The sequence below is a fragment of the Clostridium sp. CTA-19 genome (genome assembly GCF_054767855.1).
Genome location: NZ_BAAABH010000002.1, coordinates 128512 through 140923 on the forward strand (window position 1 = coordinate 128512; position 12412 = coordinate 140923).

General features: G+C 24.8%; 13 protein-coding genes. 6 read left to right on the plus strand and 7 right to left on the minus strand.

The genetic code is table 11. The features are described 5' to 3' along the window. Positions 1–330: 330 nt before the first annotated feature. The 3 genes from ACYUE0_RS01825 (at position 331) to ACYUE0_RS01835 (ending at position 3038) form a co-directional block, all read left to right on the plus strand. Entirely contained in the window at positions 331–924 is a 594-nt protein-coding gene (locus ACYUE0_RS01825; RefSeq protein WP_199869386.1) for a hypothetical protein, read from the plus strand. A 257-nt stretch (positions 925–1181) separates the two neighbouring features. Further along, positions 1182–1679: a GNAT family N-acetyltransferase gene (locus ACYUE0_RS01830; protein ID WP_460269291.1), complete on the plus strand. Its 498-nt coding sequence runs from the start codon at positions 1182–1184 to the stop codon at positions 1677–1679. A 492-nt stretch (positions 1680–2171) separates the two neighbouring features. Continuing rightward, positions 2172–3038 (plus strand): coiled-coil domain-containing protein, encoded by an 867-nt coding sequence (locus ACYUE0_RS01835; protein WP_199869384.1) that lies wholly within the window; start codon positions 2172–2174, stop codon positions 3036–3038. Positions 3039–3266: 228 nt separating this feature from the next. On the opposite strand, the gene ACYUE0_RS01840 is transcribed toward ACYUE0_RS01835, so the two are convergent. Further along, on the minus strand, positions 3267–3755 hold the full coding sequence (locus ACYUE0_RS01840; RefSeq protein WP_199869383.1) for a hypothetical protein: 489 nt from the start codon (positions 3753–3755) through the stop codon (positions 3267–3269). A gap of 185 nt (positions 3756–3940) precedes the next feature. On the opposite strand from ACYUE0_RS01840, the gene ACYUE0_RS01845 reads away from it, so the two are divergent. Continuing rightward, the gene (locus tag ACYUE0_RS01845; protein ID WP_460269292.1) at positions 3941–4744 is read left to right on the plus strand and encodes a M55 family metallopeptidase; all 804 of its coding nucleotides are present in this window, start codon (positions 3941–3943) and stop codon (positions 4742–4744) included. Positions 4745–4857: 113 nt separating this feature from the next. On the opposite strand, the gene ACYUE0_RS01850 is transcribed toward ACYUE0_RS01845, so the two are convergent. Further along, a complete protein-coding gene (locus ACYUE0_RS01850; RefSeq protein WP_199869381.1) occupies positions 4858–5274 on the minus strand; it encodes a hypothetical protein in 417 nt (138 codons plus the stop codon). A gap of 797 nt (positions 5275–6071) precedes the next feature. Between ACYUE0_RS01850 and ACYUE0_RS01855 the strand changes: the two genes are divergently transcribed. Continuing rightward, positions 6072–6563: a dCTP deaminase/dUTPase family protein gene (locus ACYUE0_RS01855; protein WP_010297161.1), complete on the plus strand. Its 492-nt coding sequence runs from the start codon at positions 6072–6074 to the stop codon at positions 6561–6563. 83 nt (positions 6564–6646) lie between these two features. On the opposite strand, the gene ACYUE0_RS01860 is transcribed toward ACYUE0_RS01855, so the two are convergent. From ACYUE0_RS01860 to ACYUE0_RS01880, 5 genes are all read right to left on the minus strand, one after another. Further along, on the minus strand, positions 6647–7072 hold the full coding sequence (locus ACYUE0_RS01860) for a PqqD family protein (RefSeq protein WP_460269293.1): 426 nt from the start codon (positions 7070–7072) through the stop codon (positions 6647–6649). A 130-nt stretch (positions 7073–7202) separates the two neighbouring features. Further along, positions 7203–9152 (minus strand): OPT family oligopeptide transporter, encoded by a 1950-nt coding sequence (locus tag ACYUE0_RS01865; RefSeq protein WP_061994267.1) that lies wholly within the window; start codon positions 9150–9152, stop codon positions 7203–7205. Between the two features lie 157 nt (positions 9153–9309). Beyond that, positions 9310–10287: a tyrosine recombinase XerC gene (locus ACYUE0_RS01870; protein ID WP_460269294.1), complete on the minus strand. Its 978-nt coding sequence runs from the start codon at positions 10285–10287 to the stop codon at positions 9310–9312. 194 nt (positions 10288–10481) lie between these two features. After that, entirely contained in the window at positions 10482–10649 is a 168-nt protein-coding gene (locus tag ACYUE0_RS01875) for a hypothetical protein (protein ID WP_155844777.1), read from the minus strand. A 187-nt stretch (positions 10650–10836) separates the two neighbouring features. Continuing rightward, positions 10837–11754 (minus strand): CPBP family intramembrane glutamic endopeptidase, encoded by a 918-nt coding sequence (locus ACYUE0_RS01880; RefSeq protein ID WP_216450836.1) that lies wholly within the window; start codon positions 11752–11754, stop codon positions 10837–10839. 216 nt (positions 11755–11970) lie between these two features. On the opposite strand from ACYUE0_RS01880, the gene ACYUE0_RS01885 reads away from it, so the two are divergent. After that, positions 11971–12393, plus strand: a complete 423-nt coding sequence (locus tag ACYUE0_RS01885) for a hypothetical protein (protein WP_061994269.1) — start codon at positions 11971–11973, stop codon at positions 12391–12393. Positions 12394–12412 lie beyond the last annotated feature (19 nt).

Genomic DNA, 12412 nt, shown 5'->3' on the forward strand with positions numbered 1-12412 from the left:
TCCACTTTTCATAGTTTAAGTACTTTAAAATGCTTAATTTATATTTTATTAACAGGGATTATACAAGTGTTTGTAGAATTAAAATAATATACTATTTACATTAACAATGATTAATATATTATTTATAAGTTTTACTAATAAAAAACATACTAACATATATGACTTTATAGAATTCTCTTATCTTTTTAAAAATTCATTTCAAAAATAGGCAAAATTCTAAATTTAGCTTCTTTAATAAATTATTAAAATCTCCTAGTTTATTTAACATATATATGTTAAAATTCATATGGTTTTAAAATAATTTACAGTTTATGTACAAAGGAGGCCAATATGCTTAATGTTAGTTTAGTATTAGGTATACTTGTTAGTTTTTCTACGTTTTTATTAATTTTTTTAAAAAGAAAATTTATTATAAAGTCATATATAGAATCATTTTATGTTATGACATATTTTAATTTATGTTATTTAGCTTATGCTATAGAGTATCATAGTTTAATTAGTTTTAAAAGTTTATTTGTATTAGCACTTATGGGAATTTTGTATTATATTTCTTTTGATCACGGAAAATATAGTTATAGCATTTATGGTGAACGTGGCTATTCTGTTGATGATTTGATTTTATACTATTTAAGAAAAAATAACATAAAATTCAAAACTGTTAATAATTCGTATATTTTATATTTTTATGATGAAATATTAAAAATAGAAGTAAATTCATTAAATATATGTAGCAATATCTCGCTAAACACCAACGCTAGTAATACCAACAGATTAGACGCTCTTGCTGAAGATATAAATTCATATTTTAATACACAACGTAAAAAGCATTCTTTAAAATCTAAAATGTTATATTCAAGTTTTTTATTCATATTTGTAATATTGACAGTGGCATCTATTTTACAATTAAATAATATATTAATATAAGAGGGCATACTTTCCCTCTTATATTAATATATTAAGTTTTCGAAATTTTCTATACTTTAAAATTGAATTGTATTTTATTAGGTTTATAATTTACATCTTTGCTAAGATTAAGTAAAAATATTTATTAACCAATCTTCAGTTCCCTAATTTTAAATTTAAATGTGTATTTAAGCTTGATTTTGGATTTTTATATCTTATATATAGGAGATTTCGATTTCTAATTTATTTTAATATATGTTTTATAAAGGGGTGTTTTTATGAGTTTCAAAAAAATCAAACAACCGAAAACTATATATATAAACGATAGATTAAAACTAACGAAAGTCACGAAAGACAGATATAAGTTGGCACTGCCATGGTACAGTAATCCTGATATATTGTATTATTCTGAAGGCAAGGATATAGCACCTTATGAAATAGAAAAAATAACTAAAATGTATGATTATTTATCGTCAATTGGTGAATTATACTTTATAGAAATTTTAGAAAATAATTCTTGGAAAGCTATAGGAGATGTAACTTTATCACAAGAAAATTTACCTATAGTTATAGGAGATAGTGATTATTTTGGAAAAGGTATTGGAAAACAAGTTGTATCTACATTGATAAATCGTGCGAAAATTTTAGGATTAACAGAACTTCATATACCTTTAGTTTATAAATATAATATAAGATCTCAAAAGCTTTTCACTTCTCTTGGATTTACTCTTTTACAAGAAAATGATGACTATTACTCATATGTACTAACTTTATAGTTTATCTTGATTTTGAAATTATATAATTTATAAAAAATAGAGCTTAAAAAATATTATTATTCATTGATAATTATTATTCAACTTCAATTTATACAATTTAAATTTTTTTAAAATTAAATTCATAGGTGAATTATACAAGTGGGTGAAAGTTTTTTACTCACTTTTGTTTTTTTATTTCAATGTGTTCGCTACCTCTTTTTAGGTTATTTTTTATGTTTTTCATCACATTTTTTATTATATAGTTAATTACTTCCTCTTTTTAAGATTTATTATTTTAACTTATATTTTATATTTAAGTTAAACTCGATATAATAAAAGTTATATTGAGTTTAACTTATTTTCTATAATTATTAACAGTTAATCATTTATTTGTTTACCGATCTATGATATAATTTACAGTGTAAACATTAGGTTTACATTGAAAACTTAATGTTTACAATTAATAAGTATATATAGAAGTAAACAAATTTTATAGATTTAAGGAGAATTTTTATGGATACGACTTTTAGTGTAAGAATAAGTGATGAATTAAAGGAAAAATTTAATGATTTAGCACAAAAACAAGGAATAAACAACAAAGAATTCATGGAAACTATGGTAAAATTCTATGAGTTAAATTCAATTAAGGATGATAACTTTAGTATTAATGATGATATTAAAGAATTACAAAACATTACAGGAAGAATTGTAGACATATTTATAAATTCTACAGAGCGAAATAAAATAAAATTTCAAGAAGTAACTAATTTAAATAAAGAAGCTAATGTATTGAAAGAAGGAGAGATAAATAATCTTAAAAAGGAGATAGCCACATTAAAAGAAGAAAATAATAAATTAAAAGAGCTTAATAAAGAAATTGATAAAAGAGATAAGAAAATAAGTTCTTTAGAAGGTGATTTAAATCAATTAAAGAACTTTAATGTTATGTTAGAAGAAAAAAATAAAGATATGGAAAAATCACTATATGAGTTTAAAAGTATAAAAGAGGTAGATGAAAAGAAAAATAAATTGATTAATGATTTAGAAAAGGAAATTTCAACTTTAAAAAATTACTTAAAAGAAAAAGAGTTTAAAGTTGAAAATCTTGAAGAGAAGCTTGCTATTTTACAAAACAATTATAAAAAAGAGGTAGAGGAGTTAAATAATAAAAATATATATTTAAGTGAAATGGAACTTGAAAAAATTAAACTTGAATATGAAAGAAAAATGTTAACTTTAGAAGAAGGATATAAAGAAAAATTAAATAGTAAAGAAACAGAACTAAATAATAAAATAATGAATCTTATGGAAAAACGTGAAGAAGACGGGGAAGTTATACGTAAGCTTATAATGGGAACTCAAAAGAATAATGAAAAATAATATATTATAAATAGTAGGTTTAAGAATTGGTGATAATTTTTTAAATACACATTCCATTTATGTTTTAATAAGTAAATATAGAGAGAAAATTCACACAACAAAAACATTTTACAAATATTCATTAAGGTGAGTGGAGATTATTTTATCACCAATTCTTATTTCAATTATTGACTTTAGTATAATTTTTATGCATTTTACAAAAACAAATTTAAAATAAAATATATTAGCTTAAGCTGAGAAAAAATCTATGTGATTTATATTCTCATTTCCTTTTATCTTTATATTAAGGTGTCCACCTGCATCCTCACCGATAATTCTAATAAGATATTTATCACTTTTAGGTATATTAATTTCTATATCTTCATCTTCATTTTCTTTCACCTCATTTTTTTTAGCTACTATGTTATAGTTAGAATCTAATACTACAATATAAAATAACCCCTTATTAATCCTAGTTTTATCTTTTATAACTATTTTTGTATCTTTGTCACAAAAAGCCTCCATCAAAGACCATTTACCTGTAAATTTATTAAAATCAAAACTCTTTCCATCCTGTGAATCTATTACATTTGTCATATGATAAATAGTTTTATCGGATTCATTTTTACTAGATAAATACATATTAGAATTAATATAAAAGTAACTATTTTTATATAAACTAAGTCCTAAAACTAAAAAAATTATACAAATAGCTATTAATTTTTCACTCTTCTTCATTTCATACCTCCATTTAATGTTCTGTATAGAATAAATATAAAATGTATATATTATACATTTTATATTTATTTACCTTTTAAGTCAATTAATTCATAATATTGAAATAATATGTGAATATTAATTAGCTGTAAATAAACAATTATATGATAAACTCTATAGTATATACAAATAAAAGAGGTGTTTAAATGAAAATTTTTATAAGTGCAGATATTGAAGGTGTAAGTGATATTTGTCATTGGAATGAAACTACAAAAGGACATGAAGATTATGAAGAATTTAAGATTCAACTTACAAGAGAAGTTAACGCCGTTTGTTTAGGTGCATTGAAGAATAATACAGCTGATATTTTTATAAAGGATGCACATGAAAGTGGAAGAAATATAATTCATAGAGACTTACCTAGAGAAGCCAATTTAATTAGAGGGTGGGCTTATCATCCTTATCTAATGATGGAAGGACTCGATAAAAGTTTTAATTGCAGCATATTTATAGGTTATCATAGTGCTGGTGGAACAAATGGAAGTCCTTTAGCTCATACAATGGACCCTAATAAAATTTTATATATAAAAATAAATGATGAAATAGCTAGTGAATTTAAAATTAATTATTATACTTCATTATATATAGGTGTTCCTGTTGTTTTAGTAACTGGAGATAGAGCATTGTGTGAAGAAGTTAAAAAGGTTAATAAAAATATTAAGACTATTGTAACTAAAACTGGAGTAGGAGATTCTGCTGTAAATATCCACCCTATGGAAATAGAAGATACAATTTCAAAAACAACAGAAAATTTAATAAAAGAAGCTGTTTTTGATAAATTTATAGAACCTTTACCTAACAGTTTTAACGTAGAAATAAGTTATAAAAATCATAATGATGCCTATAAAGCTAGCTTTTTTCCAAAAGTTGAGTTAAAAGACAGCAATACTATAACTTTTAAATCTAAAGATTATTTTGAAGTTCTACAAGCATTTTTATTTTTAACATAAACTCAGTAATTAAAGTCATTTTTTAACTTTATAAGTCTTTATAAGTAAATATAGAAAAGTCTATGTGAAGATAAAATATTAATTAATTCTATCTTCACATAGACTTTTATGTTTCAAACTTCATCTTTATAAACAAATATCCCTATAAAACTTAAAAAAACCATAACAACTAAAACTACAAAAATAAAATTGCACAATACAGTTTTAAAACCTGCCTTCCACGGTATGGTAACTGCATTTATTAAAAAAGTGATAGACCAAAGAAATATTATTAAAACATTTGATACTCTAATATTCTTTTGTTTTTTCTGACCACTTAACATATATCTGTTAAATTCCTTAACATTTACTAATTCTATAAATTTTTCATGAAAATTCAAATCTCTTCTTAGTACAATACATAAAAATAACAATAATAAAGCTAGTGCAAAAAATATTAATTTGAAACCAACAAGCTTGCCAACCAAGAGTGCTGTTATTGCAAGTATATACATAGAAAGGTATTTTTGAAATATTTCACTAAATAGCATTTTACAACAACTCCTATAAAGTTAATAAAAATATGTAGTTTAAAATAATTATTCTTTATATTAATATACACATGGATAATAATATTGATATAAAATATTATTTTCAATTGTTATGTAGATTAATTCTAACATATATTTTACCATTTTTAACCATGTTTTTCTTACTTTTCTGTTAATATTCTGTAATAAATATATAAAGTAATTGAGTAAATTCATTTTATACAGTAATATAGATTTATTTGTTAAGATTAATATTTATAATTCTTATCAAAATACTAATAAAATATGCAAAAATGATAATTTTAACTATAAAAAGAAACTTTTTATATACATATTCTATATAAATTCATTATATTTATTTTATAAAACAATTGAATCTATAACATTTATAACTTTCATTTTAAAAGTGAAATTCTTGTATAGCCTCGGGAATTTTTTTAATAATCAGCTCTACTTTGAATTTTTTTACTTTGAAAATTTCTTTTTATAAATAAAATCATATACTATTTTAAACTTTTTTATTGTATATTTTAGAGCTTTAATAATTTTTGATAAAATTTTAGTGCTGACTTCTATGAATTGTATGTTTTATCTTTATATTAAAGTATATTTTGAATAAAAAAACATGTTATAAATTCATTTTTTATGGATTTAAAATATATATCCTCGGTAAATTTTATAATTTTAACTATATATATGAAATATATCATAAAATTTCTTTCATATCTTTTTAAAGTTGTTAATGGTATTTTATTTATGTATAATTATGTTATATCTAAAGAAAAGGAGACTTTTAAATGAATAAAAAAAGAACTAGAGGCTTTGAAAAAATTTCTATAAATCAATTTGAAAAAGATTTTCAAGATTTAAATGTATCTTATGATGAGTTAAAATTGCCTAAAAGAGCTACAGCTAGAGCAGCAGGCTATGATATATATTCTCCTATAAGTTTTATATTGAACCCTAAAGAGGATATCATAATTCCAACTGGATTCAAATCTTATATGCTTAACGATGAAAGTTTAGACATATATCCTAGAAGCGGAATGGGATTTAAATATTACATAAGACTTGCAAACACTATAGGACTTGGTGATAGTGATTATTATAATTGTGATAGTAATGAAGGTCACTACTTTATTAAGTTAAGAAATGAAGGTAATAAACCTTGGATTATAGAAAAAGGCGACGCTATAGGTCAAGGAATCTTTAGAAAATATCTTTTAGCAGATGACGATGATTTTATTGGCAGTGAAAGAATAGGTGGCTTTGGTAGTACTGATAAATAATAAAATTGAAATATAGCTTTTAAAATCATATGTTATATAAAAAAACCTCGACCCTTATTAAATTAGAAAGGTAGAGGTTTTTATTAATGTTTATCTTTTATTATATCATCTGATAAAATAAAAGAAATCCAACCTTTTTTACTTACATATCGCAAAAACATTATAAGTCTTTGATAGATAGGGTGACATCCATTAATATAATCTTTTTCTGTTGTATTTTCATATTCCTTTTTTAAAATAGGCATTTCAAGTAAACATTGACCTAAATCATAAACATTTTTTCTACCATCTATATTCATCCAAACATTGCTACCTATTTTGTCAAATTTAATATCACTAATAGCAGGCCTTTTTTTGTTAATCTTTCTTAAAAATCTTTCTGCTAATTTATTATGATAGAATATTAAATATACAATATCATCTTTTATTTTATAATCCTCATGTTTGATAACTGGTATATATCTAAGAAAATTATCTTGCTCTTCATAATTTCTTTCTTTTTTTATCACTATACTCACTCCTTATATTTAAAATTATTACACATATATCTAAATTTAATACAAATTCACTTTAAAAGTAAATGAAAATTAAAAAATATATAAAAATAGGGTAGAGTACAAAACTCCACCCATAACAATATTAAGCTTTTTCTTCTATTCTAATTGAAAATGCATATACCCAATATGCTAATAATATAAAGGCTACTAATGCAGTCCAAGGGCTGTTAGCAATTGACGGCATAAAATTTGTTCCAATAGATATTTTTTCTGATAGAGGAGTACCTCCAATTGTAATTGTTGAAATAATTGCTACAAGTATTCCTGTTAATGCATCTCCAGCAACCAATCCTGAAGATAACAGTATACCTCTTTCTGTTTGAAGTTTACCTTGTTCTTCATTAGTTTTAAATTTCTTAGTTACAAAAGTTCTTACTATTCCACCAGTTAAAATTGCCGTAGTTAAATGTATTGGTAAGTATAGTCCAAGTGCCACTGGAAGTATTGGAAGTCCTGCCAATGCACAAAATATTCCTAGAATAGCGCCTACAACAACTAGTGTCCATGGTAATTGTCCAGTCATAACACCTTTGATAACCATAGACATCAATGTAGCTTGTGGTGCTGGAACAGCTTTAGATCCAATTCCATAACTGTTATGTAGCATTAGTAAAACACCACCAGCTGCAAAAGAAGCTAAAAATAAACCTAAATACATGCCCCATTCAACTTTTTTTGGAGTACCACCAATTATGTAAGTAGTTTTTAAACTTTGAGCAACTCCACCAGCAACAGCTATAGCTATACATACTACAGCTCCTGAAAGTATTGCAGTATTCATACCAGCTTGCTCTTCATATCTAAATAATTTTAAGATTCCTGTAATAAACAGTAGGGTAGCAATAGTCATTCCTGATACTGGATTATTAGATACCCCAATAATTCCTGCCATCCTTGCTGAAACTACAGCAAAAAAGAATGCAAATAATACTGCTAAAAATGAACCTAAAGCACCTAGTTTTAAACCTGGTAGGAACCAACCAAGGATAAATACTAAAATTGCTGCACCTAAAACCCAGGTTAATGGTGTATCTACATCAGTTCTTTTTACTATAGTAGTTTCACTATTTCCACCAAGTCCTTGTAGTGCTGTTTTAAAAGATTTTATTATTGTTGGTAATGACTTACCAAGACTAATAAATCCACCAGCCGCAACAGCTCCAGCACCTATATATCTTATGTATTGACTCCAAATGTCCCATGCACCCATTTCTGATATTAAAGATGCTGAAGGAAACAAGGGAGTCATAAGATCTGCTCCTACATATTTTATTAATGGTATAAGCCCAAGCCATGCAATTAGTGCACCACCAAACATATAAAGAGCTACTTCCAGTCCTACAATAAAGCCAACACCTACAAGAGAGGCCATTGCATTAACTCCAATTAATGTTCCTTGAAGAGGAGTTATTACCCATTCTGGTGATTCTTGCCAAATTTTAAATGCAGATGAAAAAAATTTGAATAGGGCACCAACACCAATACCTGTAGTTACAGTTTTAAGACCACTTCCACCTTCCATTCCTGTAACAAGAACTTCGGCAGCAGCCATACCTTCTGGAAAAATTAATTCACCATGCTGCTCAACTATTAAATATTTTCTAAATGGAATAACAAAAATTAGACCTAGTAGACCACCAAGGGCAGTACAAACAAAGATTGTATAAAGATTTAAAGTCATTCCCCAAATTATTATAGCGGGAAGGGTATATATTATACCACCAGCTATAGATTCACCCATAGCCGCAACGGATTGTATCATATTGGCTTCTAAAATATTATTTCTTCTAAATATTTTCTTTAAAATACCAGCGCCTAAAATAGATGCTGGTATACCTGCAGCTATTGTCATTCCAACTTGTAATCCAAGATATACATTAGCTGCTGCAAAAATACAAGCAAATATAATACCAATTATTATAGAAATTGTAGTTGCTTCTGGCATTGCTACATCAGTAGGTACAAAAGGCATATAATCTTCACCTTTAATTCCTCCATAGGCATTGTGAGAAAGCTTTTTATTTGTAGTCATTATTCTCCTCCTTACTTATTTCATTTGTTTAGTAAAATAAAGAGTATTATTTCTCCTCTTTATCTTCATTTGTTAAATAAATACCATCTTTAACTAGTTACAGATTGCATTTATATGTTTATTATTTTCTATAATATATTTTTTATTCTATTAGTATCTATTCATCCATCAATGGGTTTTGATTTATAGCTTCTCTTAAAGTGTCATTGTCTACATGAGTATATATTTGAGTTGTGGCTACATTTTCATGACCCAAAATCTGTTGTAATGTTCTAACATCAACCTTTCCGTATTTGTGCATTAAAGTAGCACTAGTATGCCTTAGCTTATGTGGTGTGTATTTATCCTTATCAAGACCTGCAAGCCCAACATATTTTTTTACTATTCTCTCTACAGTTCTTTTGTTAATTCTACCATATTTTCCACTTATAAATAGGGCGTCTTTATCTTCATTTTTAACTCTAAAATTAATTTCATTTCTAATAGGCATATAATTATTTATAGATTTTAGTGCAGCTTTATTTAAATATATAGTTCTTTCTTTGTTACCTTTTCCTAAAACTTTTAATATGTCACCTTTAATATTAGATATGTTTATACTACAAAGTTCAGATAATCTAAGTCCACAATTTAAAAATAGGGTAATGATACAATAATCTCTTTGTGAATTTTTATCTCTAGTTTTAGCGGCAGTTAAAAGATCTTTACTTTCATCTAATGTTAGATAAATAGGGCTACGTTTTCCTAATTTAGGGGACTCCAGTTCTAGTGTAACATTGTAGGGAATTAACTTAACTTTATTTACAAGATAGTTAAAAAGAGATTTTAAACTAGCAACTTTTCTTGCCTTAGCACTAGGACCATTTCCTCTAGAGTTTTCTAAATAGGAGACATAAGCATAAAAATCATTTAATGTAAGGGTTTTTAAAAGTTCAATAGAAATATCATTGATAGGGATGTTATCAAAATGAGTATCTAGAGGTACTAAATTTTTATGCAATTTCAAGAATCTAAGAAAAAGATTTATATCTGATGTATAGGCCTTTAGAGTACTTTTTGAGACACCTTTAACAGTAGTCATATAATTTAAAAAATCATCTATGTAATAGGGTTTTTTACAATTTAATTTAGCCATAAAAAATTCCTCCTAAGGTAAAATAATAAATAATTTACATAATATATACAGTATATCATAAAAACATAAAAATGTCGTGAAACTTACATTTCACGACATAAATGTATCACTGAAAAGAAAGGTTTTTATAGCTTTATATAATAATTATATCTATAACCTATCTTTTTTACCTACTATAATTTTATAAATTTAAATTATTTTTTTATAATAAAAGTTTTAGTAATAACTTTTTTGTTTTTAGTAACTTTTTTATTTATTTTAAATTTAAAATTCTTTCCAATACCTTTTATTCTAAATCCATTATTATTAACTTTATAATCTAATTTTAAATGGCCTAAGCTCTTTATACTATTAACTATCATTTTACACCCCTAAGTTTATATAATTATATTAATCTTCTACCCATTAAATTTAACTTTATTTTCCTATATTATATCATACTCAAATTATTAAGTAATCTTTCTTTATTATTATAATTTTAAAATTAATAAAAACAGACTGAATCTTTTTCATTTCAATCTGTTCTTATTTATAATTTATGAACTTATCCTAAACTTTTTTCATTTTATTTTTTCTTATTAAATATATAAACCCTATAATGACTATTATCTCTATAAATGTGGCTACTAAACCTGCTTCTGGTCCAAACACACCACCGGACACTATTGAATTATCTTTTAATTTTAAATCTATAAGTGTACCAACTGATGTATCTAAACCACTAACTTCAAATCCAAATATATTGCCTTGCATAAAGTTCCATGCAGCATGTAACCCACAAGCCCCCCAAAGATTTCCTGTATATATTACATATAATCCAAATGTAAATCCTGATAAAATAATATTTACAATAGCTAAAACATTGATATTAGGGTTAAATAAATGAATTAATCCAAAATATATAGATGATACAATGAGCCCTACTAACCCATTATATTTAGCACCTAAAATATTCATTAGCCACCCTCTTGCAACTATTTCTTCGCTAGCACTTTGAATAATCCATCCAGGTAAAATTATAAGTATGCTAGTAATAGCACTTATCCCTACATTTTGTATAGAATTCGTTTCAAGTGTAGCATAACCTAATATATATAATATAAAAGCAATTGTACACATCATTACACTTCCTAGTAAAAAACCTTTTAAATAGTTTCTAATACTATTCTCCTTATTAAGCCCTAAATCTGATATGTCTCTTTTTTCTATAAATTTTACTCTAAAAAATACTACTAGACTAATAAATAAAAATCCTGATAAATCTAAAAAGAGAATTAATAATTTATTGTCATTTGTATTTAATCCTAATGTAGTAAAGAATTTAAATAATATAATTGCAGCTATCCAGCCAAAAAATCCACCAAACTCAATCATAATTTCAGCTAGTATAGGAGTCCAAATTATATTACCAAGCTTCTTACTTTTTTTAGCTTTTAAGAATAAACTCTCATTATTATTTATTAACATTATTACACCACCCTTTTATATTTTAGTCTCCATATTAATGTTATATTAAGTAAATGTAAACAATTATTACTTTAAAATGAAATATATGTACTTGAATAGCTTTTAAATTACAAATTTTAGGTGGTAATTCATCATATTTATGTGTATAATATTTTAGTATGCTATAATAAACAATTACCTATTTATAAAATAACAAATTAATAAGGAGCAATTTTTATGGAAGAACTTAATGAAGTATTAAACTTAAATTTAAGTAATTTAAGTTTATTTGATATGACAGAAGATAATTTAATAGTTTTTAAGGAAGAAAATTATTATAACAAAAGTAATTTTTATTTTTGGTTATTAAATAAATTAGCAAAACTAGAAAATTCAAACTCTATAAAGGAGTTAGCATATGGACATTATTTAGCTTCGTATTATCTATTAATTATATTAACACCACTATGCTATGAGGAATTAGCATTTAATCATTGCAAAAAAGCTTTGGCCTTAGATGATAATTTAAAATATAAAGAATGGATGCTTATATTTTCTACTTATAACCTATTGACAGTTGAAGATATGGAATCATTAGTATCAGATGTATTAAAAAACAATCCTAATAGCTTACTTGTAAATACGTTGTATAATAATTAAATTAAAAGTGTCATACATA

Bases quoted from the DNA above. Each gene is read 5' to 3' on its own strand.
- ACYUE0_RS01825 (WP_199869386.1), top strand. From the start codon at position 331: ATGCTTAATGTTAGTTTAGTATTAGGTATACTTGTTAGTTTTTCTACG.
- ACYUE0_RS01830 (WP_460269291.1), top strand. From the start codon at position 1,182: ATGAGTTTCAAAAAAATCAAACAACCGAAAACTATATATATAAACGAT.
- ACYUE0_RS01835 (WP_199869384.1), top strand. From the start codon at position 2,172: ATGGATACGACTTTTAGTGTAAGAATAAGTGATGAATTAAAGGAAAAA.
- ACYUE0_RS01840 (WP_199869383.1), bottom strand. From the start codon at position 3,755: ATGAAGAAGAGTGAAAAATTAATAGCTATTTGTATAATTTTTTTAGTT.
- ACYUE0_RS01845 (WP_460269292.1), top strand. From the start codon at position 3,941: ATGAAAATTTTTATAAGTGCAGATATTGAAGGTGTAAGTGATATTTGT.
- ACYUE0_RS01850 (WP_199869381.1), bottom strand. From the start codon at position 5,274: ATGCTATTTAGTGAAATATTTCAAAAATACCTTTCTATGTATATACTT.
- ACYUE0_RS01855 (WP_010297161.1), top strand. From the start codon at position 6,072: ATGAATAAAAAAAGAACTAGAGGCTTTGAAAAAATTTCTATAAATCAA.
- ACYUE0_RS01865 (WP_061994267.1), bottom strand. From the start codon at position 9,152: ATGACTACAAATAAAAAGCTTTCTCACAATGCCTATGGAGGAATTAAA.
- ACYUE0_RS01870 (WP_460269294.1), bottom strand. From the start codon at position 10,287: ATGGCTAAATTAAATTGTAAAAAACCCTATTACATAGATGATTTTTTA.
- ACYUE0_RS01875 (WP_155844777.1), bottom strand. From the start codon at position 10,649: ATGATAGTTAATAGTATAAAGAGCTTAGGCCATTTAAAATTAGATTAT.
- ACYUE0_RS01880 (WP_216450836.1), bottom strand. From the start codon at position 11,754: ATGTTAATAAATAATAATGAGAGTTTATTCTTAAAAGCTAAAAAAAGT.
- ACYUE0_RS01885 (WP_061994269.1), top strand. From the start codon at position 11,971: ATGGAAGAACTTAATGAAGTATTAAACTTAAATTTAAGTAATTTAAGT.